This is a genomic window from Cryobacterium sandaracinum (assembly GCF_004403415.1).
In the GTDB taxonomy this organism is placed as follows: domain Bacteria; phylum Actinomycetota; class Actinomycetes; order Actinomycetales; family Microbacteriaceae; genus Cryobacterium; species Cryobacterium sandaracinum.
In genome coordinates this window covers 57,617-77,623 of sequence record NZ_SOGO01000009.1, presented here as the reverse complement: position 1 = coordinate 77,623, position 20,007 = coordinate 57,617, and the positions used below count along the sequence as shown (strand labels likewise).

Sequence of the window (20,007 nt, the reverse complement as noted above, 5' to 3'; positions counted from 1 at the left end):
CCGTGCCGTCGCACAATCACTTCGAATGCTCGAACGTCTCCGTCAACAGCGCGGTCCACCAAGGTGCGGTCGTCGGCGTGGGCCAGCAGTGCCCTGCTCTTGCTATCTGAAATGTTTGCCCCTCGATTCGCTGGGAACAGTAGCACCGGGTGTGACGAACGCGTCGTGGCATGCGTCTACATATTAACTATTGCAATACGTCCCGCTCAGGGGACACGAACAAGGAGCCTCCCATGGCAGATCTCACCAGACCTACTCTTTCCACCGCACCGAACTCCGCCTCGGCGACCCCCGGCCGCGGCAAGACCGTGATCAACGACGCTGTGGTGGCAAAGATCGCCGGCATTGCAGCCCGTGAGGTCAGTGGTGTGCACGCTCTTGGCGGCGGAGCCGCCCGGGCGCTCGGTGCCATCCGCGATGCCCTGAACACCTCGGACGTGAGCCAGGGCATCAACGTGGAGGTCGGAGAAACTCAGGTCGCGGCCGACGTCACCATTGTCGCGGAGTACCCCATGGCCCTGCAGGATGTGGCCGAGCGGGTGCGGTCTGCCGTGATCCGTGTGATCGAAGATCTGGTTGGAATGGAGGTCACCGAGGTGAACGTGAACATCAACGACGTGTACCTGCCGACCGACGACAAGGACGAGAAGTCCGAGGCTCGGGTTCAGTGAGCACCTTGGCGAAAACGGGGGCTGTGTTCGGAGCCGTGCTTGCTCTGACGTGGCTGGTCCTTGGCTTTTGGCCATGCGTGTTCGTGGCCGCGGCCATGGCGGTCGGCGCGATCGTCGGGCGGATTATGGACGGAAAGCTGAGCGTTGCAAACCTGGTTGACGCATTCCGGGGCAAGCGGTCGTCGTCATGACAACCCTCAGTTCCGAAACAGCGGCCCGTCATACGCTATCGCCGACGGTGCTCAAAAACGGCCGGACCACCGTCTCGACTCGTGCTTTGAATCGGTTAGTGTGTGCAGTCGCGGCGGACGCTCTGGGCGTTGACCCCTCGGCGGTCGGTGCCGAGATCACCGATGATCAGGGCAACCTCGCCCTCACGGTCAGCGCCCCCATCCGGGTCGTTGCGCTCACCCGTGTGCACCGGGATCCCTCCGTCGTGACTCGCACCGGGGGCACGATTCTGGAGCGGGCCGAGCACGCCAGGCAGCACATTCATTACCGGGTGGGCGAGTTGACCGGTTCTACCCTGTCCCGGGTGACCGTGCGGCTCACCGGTGCCGACATTCGACCAGAGGGCCGCGTGCGATGACTAAGTATCGTTCCACCTACCAACGGATCAGCCGTCGCGAGCTTTACTCGCCGCGTTCGGTTGCAGCGACCACTCTCGCGATCCTGGCCATCGCCGCCTGCCTCTGGCTCATGATCGAGATCGTGTTGAACCTGCTCGGCCGGCCGGGGCTCCTCGCGACCCCCGCGGGTATGGCGGGCGCGGTCGCAGGCGTTTCCTCTGCACCGCCCGTGTTCGTGGGCGGGCTCGGCCTCACCGGCGCCCTCATCGGGCTGCTTCTCCTTGTCGTGGCTGTCACTCCTGGCCGGCGATCTCGCCATCTGCTCGAGACCGAACGGGCCGCGACCATCGTCGACAACGAGGTGATCGCATCCGCGTTGGCTCGTGAAGCGGCCCGCGTCGCTGGGTTGGCCCCAGACAACGCGCGGGTCACCGTGACCCCCCGTAGCGCCACCGTGCACCTCACTCCTACCTCTGGAACGGCGATCGATCAGCAGGCGGTGCTCACGGCCGTGCGCGAACAGATTGAGGCTTTTGGATTGCTGCGTTCCCTACACGCGAAGGTCGTTGTTGTCTCCACGGGGAGGGTGGGCGGATGAACTCCACCAATCGCATCCTCAACCGCATCTTTGTTTTCCTGGTCGGACTCCTCGTCTTGACCGGTGGCGCGACCCTGGCCCTGGTGGCACTTGTTCCGCTCGTCCGCGACAGCTGGACGAACGCAACTCGTGTTGGCATCGATAGGGCAACCCGGTGGCTTCAGGCCACCCCCTTTCCCGAATCCTTGATCCCGGTCAGCGGCAGCTGGTTATGGCTCATCGTCCTCGCCGCTGGAGTGCTGCTCATCGCGGTGCTGGTCACCTTCAGCCTGCGTCAAGGCCACGGGCACACCGGCCGGATCGTCTCACTAAACGGAAAAACCAGCAGTGGCGCGGTTGTCATCGAGTCGAGAGTGGCCGAGCACGCCATCCAAGATGCTCTCACAAACCGACCGGAACTTGTTGCCTCCCACGTCTCCACCTACCGCGTCAAGAACCAGTCAGCACTGAAGGTGGCCATCACCTGCCGCCGAGGAATCTCACCTCGGGAAGCCAGCCGGATTGTCAACGAGGTGCTCTTTTCCTTCGATAATCTCCTCGGCCTACAGCTCCCCGCCCTCGTGCAGATTAGCGGCGGCTTCCGCGCGCGAACGACCGATGCCGCCCGCATCCGCTGATGACTCACCGGCTCACAGAAGTCATCTGACGGCGGTCAGCCGTGCTCCCTCAACCGGCAACATCCACCGATTTTCGATAGGGAGTCACGCCTTGACGAACCAAAACGACAACCCAAGGACGAAATACATCACCGGCGGCAACCCCAAGCAGGAACAGAGTCAACCCGGCCTGACCGAGGCGACTAAGCCCCGCCCGGATCGTGGCGAAGACACCTACCATGGCGCCGGAAAACTTGTCGGGAGGCGGGCACTCATCACAGGCGGCGACTCAGGCATCGGCCGGGCCGTGGCCATCGCCTACGCCAAAGATGGTGCCGATATTGCGATCTCCTACCTGCCTGACGAACAGACGGATGCCGAATTCACGGCAGAGCAGATCCGGGCCGCCGGCCGCACCGTCCTGCTCATCCCGGGCGACATCCGCGAGGAAACCCACTGCGTCAACCTCGTAAAGGATACCGTGGCAACCCTCGGCGGCTTAGATATCCTGGTGCTCAACGCCGCCTACCAAAAAAACCGGAACGGTCCAGAAAACCTGTCAACGGCAGAATTCGACCGGGTCTTCAAAACCAATCTTTATGCGACTCTGTGGATCGCGCGCACCGCCATCCCGCACCTCTGGCCGGGAGCATCGATCATCTCCACGTCATCAATCCCGGCATCGAGCCCCGCACAGGTGTTGATCGACTATGCCATGACCAAAGCCGCACTCGTAGCGTTCACACGGGCGCTCGCCCAAGAATTAGGCCCAGCCGGGGTTCGGGTCAACGCAGTCGCGCCCGGGCCAGTCTGGACGCCGCTTATCCCCGCAGCTTCACGGCCAGACAAGCTGTCCACTCTCGGTCGGGAAACCCCACTGGGCCAGGCAGGACAAACAGCCGAACTCGCCGCCGCCTACGTTTTCCTAGCCTCACCCGAAGCGTCCTACATTTCAGGCTCCGTAGTGCCCATAACGCGCGGCCGCAGTTTCTAAGAGTCGAGCGAAAACTCGGACCCTGTGGCGCACGCGCTACACGCAAGTCTACGAAAGAGCCCAGCCGTATTCCTGCTTCTAACGAGGATCGCGGCAATTGTGCGGATAGCCAAGTCAGCGAGATTGATTCAGCGGACACGGGATTACGCGGTTTTTTTGAGGCTCCTGACTCTTCCGTGGGTCGGCTCCGGCCGGCTATTGTCGCTCCGAACACTTCGGCCACCGCCGTCCTCGCGACAGTTACGGTCGCACAGGCGTTACCCGCCGCATACGGCGCACCCGTGTGGTTCCGACAGGGTCGTGGCCTGCCTGACTCCGTTACTAAGGGACTACAACTTACGGTTTCAAAATAACTACATCAACTGCAAAATGATCCACTCGTTTAAGTGCATCAGAGCCACACCTGATCTCCCCGGTGACCAGTGCGCAGCAGCGCAGCAGAGATTTCAGCCTGGGGATTGTCGAAACCTGCCGTCAACAACGCAGACGAGTGGTGAAAATAATTACCTCTTGACTCCTAAGTCTGTGAAAGCTATTTTCATATTACGACATAATTTTGTAGCCCGGGTTCTCCATCCCGCTAGGAGCCCCGTGCAACCCCGCACTTTGCTCGAAAGGACATCAGTCATGGCCGACTCACGAGTCATCGCAGACCAGTTGCTCATTGGTCTGGGCGGCGCCGAGAACATCATCGACGTCGAGAAATGTATGACCCGATTGCGTGTCGGCGTCCGTGACCAGGATCGAGTCGATGTCGCCGCACTGCGTGCGATCGCCGGGGTGCTCGCCGCGCTGCCCGGCGATAACTGCCAGATCGTGCTGGGCCCGGGTCTGGTCGACCGGGTGGCCATCGACGTGGAGTCGGCCCTCAGCGCCGCCCGCGCGGAAGGGTCGGCTGCCTCCTCGGCCGCTCAGCTGGCCGACAAAGGTGCGGCCATCCGGCAACAGAACAAGCAGCGCAACAACACCCCGGTCAAGAACGCTCTGAGGCGCATCTCCAACATCTTCGTCCCACTGATCCCCGCGCTGATCGCCTGCGGACTCATCGCCGGCATCAACGGAATCCTGACCAACCTGGCCACAAGCGGCCAGGTTCCGTGGTTGGCCACCCTGTCTCCGATCTTCAGCGTCATGTCCAGCGGGTTCTTCGCCCTACTCGCCGTGTTCGTTGCGATGAACGCTGCCAAAGAGTTTGGCGGCACACCCATCATCGGCGGCGTTATCGGGGGAATCATTGTGGCTCCTGCAGTCGCAAACATCGTCGTCTGGGGTCAGCAACTGGCCCCCGGCCAGGGAGGGGTTCTCGGCGCCATGGCCGCCGCCATTCTGGGCGCCTACGTCGAGCGGTGGGCCCGCAGATGGGCGCCCGACGTGCTCGCCTTGTTCATCGTGCCCACGTTGACCGTGCTGATCGCCGGCCTCGCCGCCCTGTTCCTCCTAATGCCGGCCGCCGGCTGGGTGTCTATCCAGATCGGTATCGGCGCCACCTGGCTGCTGAGCACTGCGGGTGTCTTCGCTGGCTTCGTCCTCGGCGGGCTGTTCCTGCCGTTGGTGATGACCGGGTTGCACCAAACACTCACCCCAATCCACACCACCCTGATCGAACAGGTCGGTTACACCACCCTGCTGCCGGTCCTGGCCATGGGTGGCGCCGGCCAAATCGGTGCCGCCATCGCCGTGTTCTTCAGGCTCCGCCGCAACACCAGCATCGGACGTACCATCAAGAGTGCACTGCCCGCAGGATTCCTCGGCGTTGGCGAGCCACTCATCTACGGCGTCACCCTGCCGCTGGGCCGCCCCTTCATCACCGCTTGCATCGGCGGCGCATTCGGCGGCGCAGTAATCGGCCTATTCGATCAGCTCGGCTACACCGTCGGCGCGATCGCCATCGGCGCCAGTGACGTCTCGCTGTTCCCACTGCTCCAGGGCAGCCAGGGCTGGGGCGCCGCCGCACTCGGCTACGCTTGCGGCCTGATCGTCGCCTACACCGTGGGATTCTTCGCCACCTGGTTCTTCGGGTTCACCCGCGACCAGCTGGTACGCCTGAACACCGACGACACTATCGACGCAGGATTGGTGCCCGCCGACGACGTCCCAGAGGGGGCGGACGACCCCGCCGATCAGATCCCCACCCTGGCCGGCTCCCACCACCGCTCCTGAAATCTCAGCTCTCGCCTACTTCGAAAACCGCCCCCGACGTACTCTCAGGGGCAGGCGTTGTGTTGCCGCCCACCGCTATCTCCCAGGGTGGTACGAGAACCGAGTGAGATTGCGGGTGTTGCAGGCGCGAAAGCGAATTCCGCGGCCGAGCGATTCATAGGCGGTCTGACTTGTCGCGACCAGGCTCACCAGGTATCCGCACTCGGCGATGTGCCGCGAGTCGGGTGCACAGTTAGCTCTCGCTCCCATCACCTCGAGCACCTGCCGGCGGATCTGCCCTGCAGAATAGGCCACGGCGCCGTGTGCGTCGGGGACCGCACAGCCCGTGATGATCACCAGCCTCACAGCACCAGTCTGGGCGGGCGCTATAAACAGCCCAAGGCCCCCACCAGACCTAGCACCACCCAAACACGCCACTGGTGGACCCGGCGGCGTAGCTTTGGCCGTGGTTAGTGGACACAGGGTTATCCGGCTTGAACGAAGACCTCATTCTGGTGAGGAGACTTACCCCAGGCGCGTGGACGAAGTGGGGATGCTCATTCCGTTATCCGATCAGTGGTGGGAAGCCAGGCGATCATTGTGGTGATCGCGCCGACCGCGGCCACGGCGATGCTCACTATGCGCCACGGCAGCGGCAGGATGGGGGAGCCGTGTTCGGAGACAACCGCCGCAAAAATTAGCAGCGCACTACCCACGCAGAAGGTGGCCGCGCACCACCACCGAGACCACCATGCTTTGCGCCATGCGCCAACGGACGCGATCGCCCACCCGACCACCCCGACCGCGAAGATGCTGTACTGGAAAATCCAGGGAACAATCGGGTCAGGGATCTTGCCAAACGGTTCGTAGAGCTCCTGGACGTGGGCGGCAATACTGTCACTACTCACTTGGTCGACAGCCATCAAGATGAGGGCCACTACCGTCCCAGCCAATCCCATACCAACACAGATCGACAACGCGACCTGCCGCGATGCCGTGCGTTCCGTCTTCATAACACCCCATTCGACAGTGACTATCAGTTGATTGTGACTATATAAAATTATGGCACTGCAAGTCAAATGCAAGTCACTAGTAGTATCATGGGGAGATGGCATTAGGATTGCGGGATCGCAAGCGACGCGCGGCGATGCGTCACATTCAACAGATAGCGTTGGACTTGTTCGACGAGCGTGGCTTCCAGCACGTAATAGTCGAGAACATTGCAGAAGCTGCCGAGGTTTCTCCTTCTACGGTCTACCGATACTTCGGCACCAAGGAAGGGATCGTCCTTGCCGATGACTTCGACACCCTGAGCGAGGCCGAACTTGCTGCTGTCATCGACGTCACTGACCTACTCGGCACGGTGCGCGCCATCGTGGCTCGGTTTGAGCCAGCACCTGATCAGCACATCCCGGAGGGGAGCCTTGCGCGTCGACGCATCCGTTACTTCTTCGACGAACCATCCGTCCGCAGGTCTTCCTACGAGATGCTGGCCAACGCAGTCGATCGGATCGCTCCAATCCTCGCCGCATCCGGTGGACTCACCACCTCGGAAGCCCATATCAAGTCGTCTGCCTTAGTCTTCGGCTACTTCTCCGCACTCGAACAATGGCACCGCAACCCGGCAGGCCGCTCAATCTCGAGTGCACTCGATGACGCACTCGGAGTCCTAAGCCGCCTATAACGACGCGAGACGCGGTGCCCGCGAACGCGGGTCCCTACGGTTGTGCTGGCGTAGCCGCCATCATTTAGAGCGATATCACTTTACAATCTCTGTGCCGCGAAGCAGCTCCACCGGGAAATGGCTCCGACGGCTGCGCCGCTATTTCGTCGCGTTCCGAAAGGGCATGAGCTTGGTTGTGCAAGGTGCTGTCTCCGTGCCGGGGCCGGGGACAGGGAAGCTCAGCGTGGAAGCGGGGCCACTGTCACGCCGGAGCTTGGACTGAGACTATTCCTAGGTGACCTCATCCCAACGGGGGCTTGAATACCCAGCGGGGTGGGGGAAAAGTGAGCTCATGAGGCGAATCTCCTCCAGCGGGGCATCTTTCCTCACCGCTGATGCCCTCTCCGGCGCACTTTTCCACCTCGTCACCGCCCTCGGCATTAGTCAGACAACCGAATCACTCAACCTGCCCACGGTCAATATCACCGGGAAACGATCTTCGTGAAACTAATCGTGGGGCCCATGAGCGAGCTGATCAGCGTCCCCGAGATCTCCCTCTGGGACGAACCGGACATCAGCGAAGTTCTCGCATTCTTCCAAGGCCGCATTCCTGAAGACCTGACCAAGACTGTCTCCGCGAATGGAATCACCTACGCGACCTCGCCCAGGTGCTGCCACCGGTTCTCCGGGCTCAGCAGGCCCGCGCCCACCAGATCGAGCGCGGAACGGTGATCGGCCCGGTTCGTGCTGGCTCGCGGATACCGCGGCCACAACCGCTCACCCGGCGTGCTCACCCCAAACAACGGCCGGCTCGATACATGCGGGCGCCGCGGCCGAGATCTGGGCGTTGACATCATGGTGGTCAGTGCGGCTTGCCACCACGTCCACACCTCCCGCTCGATCCGATACCGCTCCGCCCGAGCCAACAGGGTTCCCAGCACGTTGAGCTGCAGGGCCGCCTGGTTCCGAAGATATCGGGTGCATCAACATGCGACGAACCTTCCGCGCATCACGGGGGCCCTGTCGAAGTACACGAATCTGTTGGAAGAGCCTCCTGATCATGCCAGTGGCCGCTCTCGCGGCGGTTTGACCACCAAGATTCATCAGCTTTGCGACGGAAAAATGTGGCCGCTTGTGGTTCTTCTGCGCACCGGGCAGGGATTCGCCAATGCTCACGGAGATTATGGCTTCGCTCAGCGTCGACCGGATCGGCCCGGGACGGGCCCGCACTCGACCCGACCGGGTGCTGGCAGACAAGGCCTACTCGGCCAAAGCGCACCGGGCCATGCTGCGAAAACGCAATATCCAGGTCGTCATTTCGGAACGCTACGACCAGATTCGTAGCGCGGGGTCGATTGATTGAATCGGAACGATTGTGATGATTGTGTCGCGGGTTCAATTCCCGCTCCCGCTACCAGAACGTATGACGAAGGCCCTGCCTCAGGCGGGGCCTTCGTCGTTTCCCGACGCGCGTAGCAGTCGCACGTGGCAGTCGCTCGATTCAGTCGCACGGGTCACGCGCGGCTGCGGGTCACGAGCGAATCCACGAACGCCGAAACCAGCAGCACCACGGAGCCGGCACCCAGGCTGAACCCGGCCGTCACCGTGCTGATGACCCCCGGGTCCGCCGGTGCGGGTGTCGTGAGGTAGACCAGGGACATCACCCCGGCGGCCCCGCCGACCAGGGCCAGCAGGCTCTGCCGCACCAGCCCGGTGAGCAGCCGCCGGTCGCTCTGGTCCGCGAGCAGCCGCACATTGACGTTGAGGTTGCCCATCTCGAGGGCCTGCCCGATCTGGTCGAAACGCCGGGGGAGCCGGCGCACGCTGGGCAGCAGGGCCAGAAGCTCGGTGGTCAGGAGTTCGCGCACGTTGGCCGGCGCCATCTGGTCGCGGATCTGTACGCTCGCCAGCCTGCGGGACTCCTCGAGCAGGTCGAACTCCGGCATGCTGGAGCGCAGGGTGCCCTCGAGCACCGCGAACGCCCGCGCCGCCGCTACGAACTCGGCGGGGATTCCCACGCCGTACCGGGTGAGGATAGCCACCAGGACATCCACGGTCAGCACGCTGACCCGCGCGCCGGGCCCCAACTCGAACGTGATGAACGCGCTCAGCTCGCGGCGGAACGCCTTCTCGTCCGCACCGTCCCGCAGCGGGGCGACTTTGAGGAGCCCGTCGGCGATGAGCTGGGTGTCGGACTGGAGGAAAGCGATCAGCAGCTCCTGGATCGTCTCCCGCAGCTGCAGGTCGAGCCGGCCCACCGATCCGAAGTCGACTAGCGCGGGGGTGCCGTCGGCCAGCAGCATGATGTTGCCGGGGTGCAGGTCGGCGTGGAAGACGCCGTCGAAGACGATCTGGCGCACGAAGGCGCTGAGCACGGTGCGCATGGCGGCGCCGAGCTCGGCCCGAGGCGCGTCGGACGTCTCGTTCAGGTCGCTGAACGTGTCGCCGACCAGGTACTCCATCACCAGCACGCGATCGCTGGACAGAGACTCGAACAGCTCGGGGAAACGCAGGTCGCCGGCCCGCGGGCCGCGCAGCTGGAGGGCGCGCATGGCCGAGAGGTTCAGCGCCTCCAGCCGGAAGTCCAGTTGGCGCACGAGGTCGGCCGCATAGTCCTCGGCGACCGCCTTGATGCCCAGAGTTCTGGCCTGCGGAGACGTCAGGCTCATCAGGTTCGTCACCCGCACGGCGATGGCGACGTCGCGCCGCAGCTCCGGCACGATCCCGGGCCGCTGCACCTTGACGGCCACTACAGTGCCGTTCATCAGGGTCGCCCGGTGCACCTGGCCGATGGAGGCCGCGGCGATGGGGTCGGGATCGAAGCTGGCGAAGACGCCGGCGAGGGGTCCGCCGAACTCCTCCTCCAGCATCCGTTCGACCTCGCCCCAGGGGGCAGGCTTCACGCTCTGCTGAAGCGTCGCGAGGGCCCGGGCGAATTCCGGGGGCAGGAAGTCGGATCGGGTGGAGAGCAGCTGGCCCATCTTGACGAAGGCTCCACCGGCCTCCTCCAGCGCGGCCCGCAGACCCTCGGCCTGCACGGCGCGAACGGCTGCCCCGCCCGGGTTGGTCGTGAAGTCGAGCCGCCGCACCGGCAGCAGTCCATTCTTCCGGGCGATACGCACGAGTTCGGCGAAGCGGCGGCCGCGCTGCAGGAAGGGCCGCGGGGGAGCCGGGCGGCTCCGCTCGGTGGCCAGAGTCAGTTTCGGAAGGGTGATGCCGCGTGCGCCGGCCACTGTTTCAGCTCTCTTGTCGCGCGCCGGCCGGAGTGGCGGGCGATCAGGACTTCAGCATGCCCGGTCAGGATGGGAGACGGGTGCGAACCGGGTGGCACGAGGGGGCACGGACAGATCTCGGCAGGGCTCGGCCGGTCGCCCTCGGTGCCGTGAGCCGCACCGCCGCGGGAGTACTCTGGCGACGTGAAAACCTACACCGCCGCCCAGATGCGCGAGGCCGAGACTCCCTTCCTGGCCGAGGGCGTGCCGTTGATGGAGCGGGCATCGGCCGCGCTCGCCGCGGAGACGGCGGCCCTGCTCGAGGAGCTGCTCACGGAAAGCGGGGGAGTGCCGGACGCGCGGGTGCTGGTGCTGGCCGGTGCGGGGAACAACGGCGGCGACGCCCTGCACGCGGCCGCGCTGCTGGCCGCGCAGGGTGCCTTGGTGACCATCGTGCCCACGTCGGCACAGCTCCACGACGGCGGCCTCAGCGCTGCCCTGGCGGCCGGGGCGGCGCTGCTGCCCCTGGCTGAAACGGATGCCGCTCTCGCCCGGGTGGCGCGGGTATCCGCGGTGATCCTCGACGGCATCCTCGGCACCGGCACCGGCACGAGCACCAGCCCGGCGCTCCGCGGGCGGGCTCGTGAGGTGGTGGCGGCCATCCTTCCCGCGCTGCACGACCCCGGCGCGCCCCTCGTGGTGGCGGTGGACCTGCCCAGCGGGATCGGCGTCGACGACGGCGCCGTGCCGGACCCCACCGTGCTGCCCGCGCACCTGACGGTGACGTTCGGAGGCTGCAAACCAGGTCTGCTGCGGGAACCCGCGGCGAGCCTGGCCGGACGAATCGTCGTGGCCGACATCGGCATTGGCGACGAGCTCGAACGGATCGCGGCCCGGGATCGCGGGTAAGTTCTTTCTCTGCTGTTTCCACGGTCGGCGCCGTTGCGTATCCGCACCCGGAGCATCAATGGACGGTAGTCATTTCCTCCCGCCCAAAGGCACTGAGGGGGGCCGATACCGTGATCACAGTTCCGCCCGCAGGGTTCGTCGCCGTCTTCGGTATGCTCCAGACCCCTGCCGGGCTGTGGCTGTTCCTGCTGGTCCCCATCTGGTTGGTGTGGGAGATCCCCGCGATGGTCAGGCATCAGCAGTTCACGTTCGATGTGCAGCGAGACAGGGAGCAGCTCGTCGACTGGTGAGGCGACGCATCCGTCGCCCGTCCCCGCTCTCGCGGGGTCGGGTGTCCGCTGGAAGACCTCGGCGACATTGACCATGCCGGTGAGTCGGACATCCTCTCAACGCGGCGGTCATTCCGTGCGGGAGCCGGCCACCGCTCGCAGCTCGCCCAGCACCCGGCGCACCGACGCCCGCAGCAGCGTCTCGGGGCGGCTGAGAACGTCGATCTGGCGGCCGACCCGCAGGTCGTCGATCGGCAGCAGCACCAGGCCGGACCCTGGCGCCGGGGCCATCGTGTACCGGGGCAGCAGTGCGATCGCGGACCCCGAAGCGACCACGGAGGCCGCCACGAAGAACTCGTTGATGCGGTGCTCGATCCGTAGGGGGTGCCCGGCGCTCGCCGCGACGACATTCACCGCCTCCGCGAGCGGGAAGCCCGGGTGCCCGGCGATCCAGGGCTCGTCGGCGATGTCGGCGACCGACACCGACGACCGACCGGCCAGAGGATGTCCGACATGCAGCGCCACATCCAGCGGTTCGTAGAGCAGCGGGGTGACCGTGACCCGTTGCGGCCAGAGGGGATCGTGCGGCAGCCGGTGGGCGATGACGAGGTCATAGTCGGCGACCAGTGCCGGGAAATCCTGCCGTGCGACATCCTCGTCGCCGCACCGGATTGGCGTCCCTGTGGGTCCGGCCGGACTGGCCAATCGCGAGATCAGAGGCCCGAACCAGGCCAGCCCAGCGCTGTGGAACGCCGACAGGCTCACCGGCGCGGCCGGCTCTTCGTGGAAATGTGCCACCGACTGCTCGGCGGCGGCCATCGCGGTGGACACGCTGGCGGCGGCGGTAGCGAGAGCCGTGCCGGCGGGTGTCAGCACAAGCCTGCGCCCGCGTCGTTCGGTCAGCGCCACGCCCGTGCTGCGCTGCAGCGCGGACAGCTGCTGCGACACCGCCGACGACGAGACGAACATCGCGCGGGCCACCGCGGCGACGCTGCCGCGCTCGCCGAGTTCCCGCAGGATGAAGAGCTGATGCAAATCCATAAGCAAACACTAAAGTGTTAGTTCAGAATTGGTGATCTGGACTTAACGGATGCCGCCCGGCAGCATTGGCCCATGACCTTCCTCCCGCGGCTCGGACGTTACCGCATCGACGCCGTCCTGCTGCTTGTCGCGCTGGTCTGGGGTGGCAGCTACCTCGCCGCCAAGGTGCTGACCGAGCAGGCGAGTGTGGGCGCCGTTCTCGCGCTGCGCTTTCTGGTGGCTGCGCTGGCGCTGCTGCTGATCTGGGCGTTGAGCCGGCCTCGGCGGCCGACCCGCGCCGAGCTGGCCGGGGGCGCGCTGCTCGGGCTCACCCAGGCGGCGATTCTCTGGTTGGAGACGGCCGGCGTGGCCGTGACCTCGGCCACCAACGCGGGCCTGATCATCAGCTTGACGATCATCCTCACCCCGATCCTCGAGTCGGTCGCGGCGCGCAACTGGCTACCGCGTTCGTTCTTCGTGGCTGCGGTGCTCGCGGTCGTCGGGGTAGCGCTGCTCGTTTCCGGCAGTGGTTTTCGCGCCCCGAACCCTGGCGACCTGCTCATGCTCGCCGCAGCGCTCGTGCGCGCCCTGCACGTCACCATGGTCGGCCGGGTGACCCGCGCCGACGACGCCGGCCGCCGGCCCGGGACGCTCACGATCACGCTGGTGCAGGCCGCCGTGGGTGCCCTGGCGTTCACCGCAGCGGATGCGCCGGGAACACTTCGGGCGATCGGCGCCTTCGGTCCGGCCGCCTGGCTCGGGGTGCTCTACCTCGGTCTGGCCTGCAGCGTGTTCGCGTTCCTGGCCCAGACCTGGGCGATCCGGCACACCTCGGCCGCGCGGGCCAGCCTGCTGATGGGCACCGAACCGGTCTGGGCGGTGGTCGTGGGGGTGAGCCTCGGCAGTGAGAACCTCGGCCTGGTGGCGGTGCTCGGGGCAGGCCTGATCATCGCGGGCACCTCGTGGGGACAGCGGGTGGAGCAGGGGCACCGACTAGGGCGGCGGCCGACGTGCTCGCGGTGCCGGCCCGGTCACATCCGTCGCTCGCGGCCATCGGCTGAAGCCGGGTTCGGCTGCAGCTCAGCGAGCGCGCGCGCTCGCTCGCATTAAATCCAGCCCGAACGAATTCGACGGAGATTTTGCCTGAGACGGTCTCAAACCCTCTGAAACAGCGCCTTGATGAGAAAATCTCCGTCGAATTGGTTCGACGCTACACACGGCGCTCCGTGATGAACGGCGTACACGCGCGGTGGGATTACGGGCGGAAGACGGCCTGGGCGACCACCAGGTCCTGCCAGGACATGCCGGAGCTCGTGAAGACGCGGGGACGCGACTGGTCGACGCCGACCGTGCCGGTCAGGATGTCCCGCATCGGCACCAGGGAATCGGCCTGGATCACGCCCTCCCGGAGCGGGATCAGCACGTCGCCGCCCTCCCGCAGCGCGACCTGGCTGTCTTCGACGACGACCTGCGCGCGTCCGATCAGCTCGCTGGAAAGCTCGCGGGCGTCGGGCTCGTGCGACCCGACCGCCACCGTGCAGGAGTTCCGCGGCACCAGGGACCCGTCGAACAGCGGGGTGCGGGCGGTGGTGGCGCAGACGATGAGCTGAGCGTCGGCCACGGCGCCGGGGGTGCCGGTCTGCGCGGGCAGCCCGCCCGCCCGCACCTGCTCGGCCAGTGCCTCGGCGCGGCCCGGGTGCCGGCCGACCACGGTGACCCGACCGACCCGGCGGATGGCGCGCATCGCCTCGACATGCCCGCGCGCCTGGGGTCCCGCGCCGAACACCACGAGGTGCTCCACCTCGGCGGGCGCGAGCAGGTCGGCGACGGCCGCCGACACCGCCGGGGTGCGCAGGGTCGTCAGTGCGATGCCGTCGAGCAGGGCGACCGGGCTGAGCGTGACAGCATCCATGAGCAGGTAGACGCCCTGGATGAGTGACCGGCCGAGCTGCGGGTTGCCCGGCGCGATGGTGGCGATCTTGACGCCCACGAACTCCGCGGACTGCGACGGCATGAGCAGCAGCTGGCCCCGGTCGAGGGGCAGGATGCTGCGGTTGAAATCAAGCGCCGGGTCGAGCCCAGCCCGCACGGCGACCTGCAGGGCGCGGGCCGCGGCGCCGACGCCGACGCGGGCGAAGATCTCGTCGGCGGAGATCCACGGGGTGGGTGCATCGGAAGCCATGCTCCGACTGTACGTGTCGGAGTGTGGGGGCAGGTCACCCCGATGATGTCCTGCCCCCGACGAGGGGTGCTTCGCTCCGGTCTCATACGGACCCTGCAATCAGGGACTAAGGACCGGTGTTCGGGGAGCCACCCTGCCTGTGTTCGAGCGTACGACGATGCCGCGCCCGGCGGAAGGGTCTGGACAAATGGGGCCGCATTTGGTTTCGCGGGCTGACTCGGGGTGACGCGGGGTGACACAGGCCGGCTCGGGCTAGCGCCCCGAACGAATTCGACGGAGATTTTGCCAGAGTTGCTCCTCAACGCGCCTAAAAAGCAGTTCTGCACGAGAATCTCCGTCGAATTGGTTCAATATCGATGAGGACTCACTCACCTAGGCTTGGTGCGACAGGGTTGTTGGCAGGGGCAAGGGAGAGAGCGAATGACTGAGCAGAACCTGACTGAGCAGAACCTGACTGAGCAGAACCGGGTGGTCGTGGTCGGCGACGCACTCATCGACGAGATGCTGAGCCCGGGGTCCCGCCTGGAGTTCCCCGGCGGCGCCGCCCTCAACGTGGCCGTCGGCCTGGCCGTGCTCGGTGTGCCGACCACCCTGATCGCCATGGTCGGCGACGACGCCGACGGTGCCCGGCTGCGCGAGTTCCTCGCCGCGCACGACGTGACGTTGGTCGCCACACCCGGGCCGTTTGGCAGCTCCCGCGCCACCTCCGACCGCACCGACGGCGAGCCCACCTACGCCTTCAATGAGGCCGCGCGGAAGCGCCGCATCGAGTTCGGCCCGGCCGAGCGCGCGGCCCTGGACAACGCCCGCCTCGTGGTCGTGAGCTGCTTCCCTTTCGATGACACGGCCCAGACGGATGCCTTCATCGCCGCGGTCGCGGAGCCGGAACGCCGCCTCGTGATCGACCCGAATCCGCGTTCGGGCATGCTCGCCGACGGCGACCTGTTCGTGGCGAACTTCGAACGAATCGCTGCCCGGAGCCTCCTCACGAAGGTGGGGGACGAGGACGCCGAGCTGCTCTACCGCAGCACCCTCGAAGAGTTGCGGGAGCGGCTGCTGGCTGCCGGCACGCAGACGGTGCTGGCCACGGCCGGGCGCGCGGGGGCATCCGTTGCCTGCGGCGCCGATCTGCGGGTCAGCGAGCCGATCGCCGTGCTTCCCGGCGCCGTCGTCGACACCATGGGCGCGGGCGACGCCACCCTCGCCGGGGCTGTGCAGACCATGCTGACGAGGGGCGTGCCCACGGATGCCGCGGGCTGGCAGGCCCTGCTGGCCGACGCCATGCTGATCGCGGCCGCCACCTGCCGCCGGGAGGGTGCCCTGCTGCGCGTACCCACCGCGGGTTAGGCGTCGCTGGCCGGTCTAGGCGGCGCCGGCCGGCTTGACCGCCCGCACAATGGCGCCGTGCATCCCGTCGGTCACCCCGTGGGTCAGGGTGACGCCCACCTGCTCGAAGCCCGCGGCGGCGAGCAGGGACTTGTACTCCGTGATCGAGAGCGCGCCGGCGATGCAGCCCACGTGGGAGCCGCGCTCGGCCCGCTGGGCGGGAGCGAGGTGGTTCTCGGCCACGACGTCGGACACTCCGACGCGGCCGCCGGGCCGCAGCACGCGAAACATCTCGCCGATCACGGCGGGTTTGTCCGTCGATAGGTTGATCACGCAGTTGGAGATGACGACGTCGACGCTGCCGGAGCCTAGTGGGATCTCCTCGATCGTGCCTTTCAGGAACTGGACGTTCTGCGCCTGGGCTGCGGCCGCATTATGCCGGGCAAGGTCGAGCATCTCGTCGGTCATGTCGAGGCCGTAGGCGAACCCGGTGGGGCCGACCCGGCGGGCGGAGAGGAGCACGTCGATGCCTCCGCCCGAGCCGAGGTCGAGCACGGTTTCGCCGGCCTGCAGGTCTGCGACCGCCGTGGGGTTGCCGCAGCCGAGGCTCGCCAGCAGGGCCGCGCCCGGGAGGTCAGCGGTCGACGCGTCGTCGTAGAGCGCGGAGCCGAAAACCAGGCTCTCGTCGATGGCGGCCGGTTCGCAGCAGCCGGCGGCAGGCGTCTCGGTGAGCAGCGACCGACGCCCCTCATTCGCAACCGAGACGGCCACGCTCGCGTAGCGGGCCCGCACCTCTTCGCGCACCGGGTTACTGTTCTCGCTCATGGCGTTCTCCCTCGACTGAGACCTTCATACATTGATGACTATCGATGCAATCTACCGCCGAAAATCGATCGCCGTCAATCCACGCGCGTGAGGAGACACAAATCGACTCTCCCGGGCCGGATGCGGGCCCGACGCGGCAGCCTGGTCGCGGCGCGGGCGCCCCTTCCGGAAAGATCAGCCGACATCGACCGGCTCTAGGGTGGGCCGCTTGGGCGGGCGGCCGTCTCCGGAGGAGCGTCCGGTGAGCCGGCGTCCGATCCACGGCAGCACGAACTCGCGGTAATACGCGGTCGTGCTCTGCACCTGCTCGTCGGCCGCGGCGGGCGCATCCAGCCACTCCACCGGAACCGGCACCCCCAGCTCGGCCAGCACGTTTGTGGCCACCCGGGTGTGCCCGAGCGCGTTGAGGTGCAGTTTGTCGACCGACCAGAACCGCTTGTGCTCCAGCTCGGAGTCGGCCCAATTGTCGACGAGCGTGACGCCCGGCCGGTCGAAGGCGGCGCGCGCGGCATCCGCCAGCTGATCGCCACGCCGGCGCATCAGGTTGCCGAGCGGCAGGTGGTGCGAGGGATTGCCGCCGCTGAGCACCAGCACGTGCACGCCCTGCGCCTCGGCCCGGTCGACGACCTTCCGCATCAGGTCGACCACATAGGGGATCTCGACCCGCGGCCGCATCACGTCGTTGCCGCCGCCGCAGATGCTGAGCAGGTCGGGGCCGAGCGCGAGCGCGGACTCCAGCTGCTCCGCCACGATCGGGCCGAGCAGCCGACCGCGCACGGCGAGGTTGGCGTAGGAGACGGGGTGGGCGGATGCCGCGGCGAGCCCGAGCGCGACCAGGTCGGCCCAGCCGCGCACCTGGCCGCCCGGCAGGTCGTCACCGACGCCTTCGGTGAAACTGTCGCCCATGGCCACAAAGCGATGGAACATCCGGACCCCCCGTCTCGGTACTGCGTGTGTGTCCCGGTTCCGGGCTCGGCTACGCGCTCGGGTGGGTGTGCCGGGTTCCGTGGGTCTGCTCGGTGCCCTGGCCCTGCTCGACCGTAAGGTTCCACCGTGCGTTGAGCACGTCGCGGGCCTGCTGGGCCGCGCGGCGCACCTCTTTGTCGGGGTCGCGCAGACGCTGCACGATGGTGGCGAGGTGGTCGGCGGTGCCCTGGGCGGCCAGCGCGTGCAGGGCCGCGGCGCGCACGCGCGGAACCTCGTCGGTGGTCAGGCGCACCAGCTTGGGCGCCACCTCGAGGCCGCGCAGCAGGACGACCTTGGCGCACATCTCGCGCACCCGCCAAGCCTGGTTGTTCATGCCGACGACGATGTACGGTGCCGCCGAATCGCCCCAGACGTAGAGCAGCGCACGGGCACCCCACAGCTCGGGCCAGTAGAGGGCGGGGGCACCTTCGAGGATGCCCAGGGCGTGGCGTCCGCCGGCGTAGAGCAGGAAGTCCTTGCCGGCGTTCTTGGCGCGGAGTAGCGCGACGGAATTGTCGATGACGGCCTGTTCGCCATAATGCGCGACGGCCGCATGGATGCGTTCGGCCGTGGGCAGGTCGATGGGAAGGTCGGGATGTGGCTCTAATTTGTTAGGCATGACGTGTCTACGCTAGCAAGCGGGCGTGTCGCAGGCCAATGCCGGACTGTCAGGCGGGGCGTTCCGGGGAGGCAAACGTGCGCTCGAACCCGGTCGCGTTCTCGTAGATCCCGTAATTGCCGATCTCCCGGTAGCCGAGGCGCCGGTACAGCGCGAGCGCCTCCGGCTGCGCGTGGCCCGTCTCCAGGCGCAGGTGCCGGTAGCCGAATTGCTGCGCCACCTCCTCGAGGGCGGCGAGCAGGGCCACGGCGTGGCCCTGCCGGCGGTAGGCCGGGTTGGTCCACATCCGTTTCACCTCGCCGGTCGTCTCGCTCAGGCGACGGATGCCGCCACCCGCCACCGTCACGCCCCCATCGAGCAGCACGAGGAAGGTGCCGCTCGGCGGGGCGAAGGCATCCGCCGGCACGTCGTGCACCGAGTCGCCGTCGCCGTAGCGCTCGTCATACTCCCGCGCCAGGTCGGCCAGGAGCGGGACCACCTCAGGGTCACCCAGACGCACGCGCTTGATCTTCACACCAGCCAGTCTGCCCGATGGCGCCGTCCCCGGCCGAGGCCGGTAAACTCGGCCTGTGTCTGTCAACCCCGAACTGCAGGGCCGGGTCTTCCCGCCCGTCGCCCCCTATCTCGTCGGCCGGGAGAAGGTGCGCGAGTTCTCCCGCGCGGTCTTTGCCACGAGTCCGATCAACCTCGACCCGGAGGCCGCGCGCGCCGCGGGCTACGCCGACGTCGTCGCCCCGCCCACATTCGCCGTGGTCGTTCAGGAGGCCACCCTGGCGCAGCTTCTGGCCGTCCCGGATGCCGGCATCGACTTCACCCGCGTCGTGCACGGAGACCAGCGGTTCACGTTCAGCCGCCCGATCGTGGCCGGTGACGAACTCACCGCCACGCTCCACGTGGCCGGCGTAAAGAGCCTCGGCGGCCACTCCATGGTGACGGCCGTGTCAACCATCGTCGACGCCGCCGGCGCGCACGTCGTGACCGCGACCTCCACCCTTGTCGTCAGGGGAGACGAATGACCATCATCGCTACGCCCCGCCTCGCTGACCTGACCGTCGGAGACGTCGTCGCCGAGGGCACGTTCCCGCTCACGCGCGACTCCCTCGTGCACTACGCCGGGGCATCCGGAGACTTCAACCCCATCCACTACCGCGACGACGTGGCCGTGTCCGTGGGACTGCCCGGCGTGCTCGCGCACGGCATGCTCACCATGGGCTTCGCCGTTCAGCCGGTCGTCGCCTGGGTCGGCGACCCCGGCCGCATCGTGGACTATCAGGTGCGGTTCACCCGCCCCGTGCTCGTGCCGGCCGACGGCGCGGCGGTCGTGACCGTGGTCGCCAAGGTCGGCGCCATCGACACGGATGCCGGCGTCGCCCGCATCGACCTCATCGTGTCGTCGGGCGAGGTGACTGTGCTGGGCAAGGCGCAGGCACGCGTGCGCCTTGTCTGAGT

At 66.9% G+C, this 20,007-nt stretch carries 24 protein-coding genes, 1 tRNA gene and 1 pseudogene; 18 read left to right on the top strand and 8 right to left on the bottom strand.

Annotation, left to right across the window (positions count from 1 at the left end):
* The first annotated feature begins 233 nt into the window (after nucleotides 1-233).
* The 7 genes from E3T25_RS02910 (at nucleotide 234) to E3T25_RS02880 (ending at nucleotide 5,588) form a co-directional block, all read left to right on the top strand.
* Complete coding sequence (locus tag E3T25_RS02910; protein WP_104100729.1) at nucleotides 234-671, top strand: Asp23/Gls24 family envelope stress response protein; 438 nt, start codon at nucleotides 234-236, stop codon at nucleotides 669-671.
* Nucleotides 668-862, top strand: a complete 195-nt coding sequence (locus E3T25_RS02905) for a DUF2273 domain-containing protein (protein WP_338145457.1) — start codon at nucleotides 668-670, stop codon at nucleotides 860-862. Before E3T25_RS02910 ends, E3T25_RS02905 begins: the two co-directional genes overlap by 4 nt.
* 98 nt (nucleotides 863-960) lie before the next feature.
* Complete coding sequence (locus tag E3T25_RS02900) at nucleotides 961-1,260, top strand: hypothetical protein (RefSeq protein WP_241980565.1); 300 nt, start codon at nucleotides 961-963, stop codon at nucleotides 1,258-1,260.
* Complete coding sequence (locus E3T25_RS02895) at nucleotides 1,257-1,838, top strand: DUF6286 domain-containing protein (protein WP_134372030.1); 582 nt, start codon at nucleotides 1,257-1,259, stop codon at nucleotides 1,836-1,838. Before E3T25_RS02900 ends, E3T25_RS02895 begins: the two co-directional genes overlap by 4 nt.
* Nucleotides 1,835-2,455: a hypothetical protein gene (locus E3T25_RS02890; protein WP_134372028.1), complete on the top strand. Its 621-nt coding sequence runs from the start codon at nucleotides 1,835-1,837 to the stop codon at nucleotides 2,453-2,455. The genes E3T25_RS02895 and E3T25_RS02890 overlap by 4 nt, the downstream gene beginning before the upstream one ends.
* A 91-nt stretch (nucleotides 2,456-2,546) precedes the next feature.
* Complete coding sequence (locus E3T25_RS02885) at nucleotides 2,547-3,428, top strand: SDR family oxidoreductase (protein WP_241980563.1); 882 nt, start codon at nucleotides 2,547-2,549, stop codon at nucleotides 3,426-3,428.
* Nucleotides 3,429-4,055: 627 nt separating this feature from the next.
* Entirely contained in the window at nucleotides 4,056-5,588 is a 1,533-nt protein-coding gene (locus E3T25_RS02880) for a PTS transporter subunit EIIC (protein WP_134372024.1), read from the top strand.
* 536 nt (nucleotides 5,589-6,124) lie between these two features.
* Here the strand turns inward: E3T25_RS02880 and E3T25_RS02875 are convergent.
* Nucleotides 6,125-6,580 carry a hypothetical protein gene (locus E3T25_RS02875; RefSeq protein WP_134372022.1) on the bottom strand — a complete coding sequence of 152 codons (456 nt, stop codon included), beginning with the start codon at nucleotides 6,578-6,580 and terminating at the stop codon, nucleotides 6,125-6,127.
* 95 nt (nucleotides 6,581-6,675) lie between these two features.
* Between E3T25_RS02875 and E3T25_RS02870 the strand changes: the two genes are divergently transcribed.
* The 5 genes and pseudogenes from E3T25_RS02870 (at nucleotide 6,676) to E3T25_RS02855 (ending at nucleotide 8,647) form a co-directional block, all read left to right on the top strand.
* A complete protein-coding gene (locus tag E3T25_RS02870) occupies nucleotides 6,676-7,251 on the top strand; it encodes a TetR family transcriptional regulator (RefSeq protein WP_104100737.1) in 576 nt (191 codons plus the stop codon).
* Nucleotides 7,252-7,582: 331 nt separating this feature from the next.
* Nucleotides 7,583-7,735 carry a hypothetical protein gene (locus E3T25_RS16625; RefSeq protein WP_158250256.1) on the top strand — a complete coding sequence of 51 codons (153 nt, stop codon included), beginning with the start codon at nucleotides 7,583-7,585 and terminating at the stop codon, nucleotides 7,733-7,735.
* A 17-nt stretch (nucleotides 7,736-7,752) separates the two neighbouring features.
* Nucleotides 7,753-7,962: a hypothetical protein gene (locus tag E3T25_RS02865; protein WP_134372020.1), complete on the top strand. Its 210-nt coding sequence runs from the start codon at nucleotides 7,753-7,755 to the stop codon at nucleotides 7,960-7,962.
* Nucleotides 7,963-8,205: 243 nt separating this feature from the next.
* Nucleotides 8,206-8,566, top strand: a pseudogene (locus tag E3T25_RS17850) (transposase family protein); the annotation flags it as partial.
* 8 nt (nucleotides 8,567-8,574) lie between these two features.
* A tRNA-Thr gene (locus E3T25_RS02855) sits at nucleotides 8,575-8,647 on the top strand.
* A gap of 97 nt (nucleotides 8,648-8,744) precedes the next feature.
* Here the strand turns inward: E3T25_RS02855 and E3T25_RS02850 are convergent.
* On the bottom strand, nucleotides 8,745-10,463 hold the full coding sequence (locus tag E3T25_RS02850; RefSeq protein WP_134372016.1) for an ABC1 kinase family protein: 1,719 nt from the start codon (nucleotides 10,461-10,463) through the stop codon (nucleotides 8,745-8,747).
* 183 nt (nucleotides 10,464-10,646) lie between these two features.
* On the opposite strand from E3T25_RS02850, the gene E3T25_RS02845 reads away from it, so the two are divergent.
* The gene (locus tag E3T25_RS02845; protein ID WP_241980561.1) at nucleotides 10,647-11,351 is read left to right on the top strand and encodes an NAD(P)H-hydrate epimerase; all 705 of its coding nucleotides are present in this window, start codon (nucleotides 10,647-10,649) and stop codon (nucleotides 11,349-11,351) included.
* 110 nt (nucleotides 11,352-11,461) lie between these two features.
* Complete coding sequence (locus E3T25_RS02840) at nucleotides 11,462-11,641, top strand: hypothetical protein (RefSeq protein WP_134372014.1); 180 nt, start codon at nucleotides 11,462-11,464, stop codon at nucleotides 11,639-11,641.
* A gap of 108 nt (nucleotides 11,642-11,749) precedes the next feature.
* On the opposite strand, the gene E3T25_RS02835 is transcribed toward E3T25_RS02840, so the two are convergent.
* A complete protein-coding gene (locus E3T25_RS02835) occupies nucleotides 11,750-12,661 on the bottom strand; it encodes a LysR family transcriptional regulator (protein ID WP_134372012.1) in 912 nt (303 codons plus the stop codon).
* 72 nt (nucleotides 12,662-12,733) lie between these two features.
* On the opposite strand from E3T25_RS02835, the gene E3T25_RS02830 reads away from it, so the two are divergent.
* A complete protein-coding gene (locus tag E3T25_RS02830) occupies nucleotides 12,734-13,750 on the top strand; it encodes a DMT family transporter (protein WP_134372010.1) in 1,017 nt (338 codons plus the stop codon).
* A 145-nt stretch (nucleotides 13,751-13,895) separates the two neighbouring features.
* Here the strand turns inward: E3T25_RS02830 and E3T25_RS02825 are convergent, their stop codons facing one another.
* Nucleotides 13,896-14,822, bottom strand: coding sequence for an ornithine cyclodeaminase family protein (locus E3T25_RS02825; protein WP_134372008.1), 927 nt, complete (start codon nucleotides 14,820-14,822; stop codon nucleotides 13,896-13,898).
* Nucleotides 14,823-15,242: 420 nt separating this feature from the next.
* Between E3T25_RS02825 and E3T25_RS02820 the strand changes: the two genes are divergently transcribed.
* A complete protein-coding gene (locus E3T25_RS02820; protein ID WP_134342993.1) occupies nucleotides 15,243-16,169 on the top strand; it encodes a carbohydrate kinase family protein in 927 nt (308 codons plus the stop codon).
* Between the two features lie 15 nt (nucleotides 16,170-16,184).
* Here the strand turns inward: E3T25_RS02820 and arsM are convergent, their stop codons facing one another.
* The 4 genes from arsM to E3T25_RS02800 all read right to left on the bottom strand — a co-directional run bounded on the left by arsM (nucleotide 16,185) and on the right by E3T25_RS02800 (nucleotide 19,072).
* On the bottom strand, nucleotides 16,185-16,973 hold the full coding sequence (gene arsM / locus E3T25_RS02815; RefSeq protein WP_134372006.1) for an arsenite methyltransferase: 789 nt from the start codon (nucleotides 16,971-16,973) through the stop codon (nucleotides 16,185-16,187).
* A 174-nt stretch (nucleotides 16,974-17,147) separates the two neighbouring features.
* On the bottom strand, nucleotides 17,148-17,900 hold the full coding sequence (locus E3T25_RS02810; protein ID WP_134342995.1) for an SGNH/GDSL hydrolase family protein: 753 nt from the start codon (nucleotides 17,898-17,900) through the stop codon (nucleotides 17,148-17,150).
* Nucleotides 17,901-17,949: 49 nt separating this feature from the next.
* Nucleotides 17,950-18,558, bottom strand: coding sequence for a HEAT repeat domain-containing protein (locus E3T25_RS02805; RefSeq protein ID WP_134342996.1), 609 nt, complete (start codon nucleotides 18,556-18,558; stop codon nucleotides 17,950-17,952).
* Nucleotides 18,559-18,607: 49 nt separating this feature from the next.
* Nucleotides 18,608-19,072, bottom strand: coding sequence for a GNAT family N-acetyltransferase (locus E3T25_RS02800; RefSeq protein WP_158250258.1), 465 nt, complete (start codon nucleotides 19,070-19,072; stop codon nucleotides 18,608-18,610).
* A 55-nt stretch (nucleotides 19,073-19,127) separates the two neighbouring features.
* Between E3T25_RS02800 and E3T25_RS02795 the strand changes: the two genes are divergently transcribed.
* Together E3T25_RS02795 and E3T25_RS02790 are read left to right on the top strand one after the other, a co-directional pair.
* Nucleotides 19,128-19,574: an FAS1-like dehydratase domain-containing protein gene (locus tag E3T25_RS02795; RefSeq protein WP_104100749.1), complete on the top strand. Its 447-nt coding sequence runs from the start codon at nucleotides 19,128-19,130 to the stop codon at nucleotides 19,572-19,574.
* On the top strand, nucleotides 19,571-20,005 hold the full coding sequence (locus tag E3T25_RS02790) for a MaoC/PaaZ C-terminal domain-containing protein (RefSeq protein ID WP_104100750.1): 435 nt from the start codon (nucleotides 19,571-19,573) through the stop codon (nucleotides 20,003-20,005). The genes E3T25_RS02795 and E3T25_RS02790 overlap by 4 nt, the downstream gene beginning before the upstream one ends.
* Nucleotides 20,006-20,007 lie beyond the last annotated feature (2 nt).

Bases quoted from the DNA above. Each gene is read 5' to 3' on its own strand.
- E3T25_RS02805 (WP_134342996.1), bottom strand. From the start codon at position 18,558: ATGCCTAACAAATTAGAGCCACATCCCGACCTTCCCATCGACCTGCCC.
- E3T25_RS02890 (WP_134372028.1), top strand. From the start codon at position 1,835: ATGAACTCCACCAATCGCATCCTCAACCGCATCTTTGTTTTCCTGGTC.
- E3T25_RS02820 (WP_134342993.1), top strand. From the start codon at position 15,243: ATGACTGAGCAGAACCTGACTGAGCAGAACCTGACTGAGCAGAACCGG.
- E3T25_RS02870 (WP_104100737.1), top strand. From the start codon at position 6,676: ATGGCATTAGGATTGCGGGATCGCAAGCGACGCGCGGCGATGCGTCAC.
- arsM (WP_134372006.1), bottom strand. From the start codon at position 16,973: ATGAGCGAGAACAGTAACCCGGTGCGCGAAGAGGTGCGGGCCCGCTAC.
- E3T25_RS02910 (WP_104100729.1), top strand. From the start codon at position 234: ATGGCAGATCTCACCAGACCTACTCTTTCCACCGCACCGAACTCCGCC.
- E3T25_RS02880 (WP_134372024.1), top strand. From the start codon at position 4,056: ATGGCCGACTCACGAGTCATCGCAGACCAGTTGCTCATTGGTCTGGGC.
- E3T25_RS02865 (WP_134372020.1), top strand. From the start codon at position 7,753: ATGAGCGAGCTGATCAGCGTCCCCGAGATCTCCCTCTGGGACGAACCG.
- E3T25_RS02875 (WP_134372022.1), bottom strand. From the start codon at position 6,580: ATGAAGACGGAACGCACGGCATCGCGGCAGGTCGCGTTGTCGATCTGT.
- E3T25_RS16625 (WP_158250256.1), top strand. From the start codon at position 7,583: ATGAGGCGAATCTCCTCCAGCGGGGCATCTTTCCTCACCGCTGATGCC.
- E3T25_RS02825 (WP_134372008.1), bottom strand. From the start codon at position 14,822: ATGGCTTCCGATGCACCCACCCCGTGGATCTCCGCCGACGAGATCTTC.
- E3T25_RS02895 (WP_134372030.1), top strand. From the start codon at position 1,257: ATGACTAAGTATCGTTCCACCTACCAACGGATCAGCCGTCGCGAGCTT.
- E3T25_RS02830 (WP_134372010.1), top strand. From the start codon at position 12,734: ATGACCTTCCTCCCGCGGCTCGGACGTTACCGCATCGACGCCGTCCTG.
- E3T25_RS02810 (WP_134342995.1), bottom strand. From the start codon at position 17,900: ATGTTCCATCGCTTTGTGGCCATGGGCGACAGTTTCACCGAAGGCGTC.
- E3T25_RS02835 (WP_134372012.1), bottom strand. From the start codon at position 12,661: ATGGATTTGCATCAGCTCTTCATCCTGCGGGAACTCGGCGAGCGCGGC.
- E3T25_RS02790 (WP_104100750.1), top strand. From the start codon at position 19,571: ATGACCATCATCGCTACGCCCCGCCTCGCTGACCTGACCGTCGGAGAC.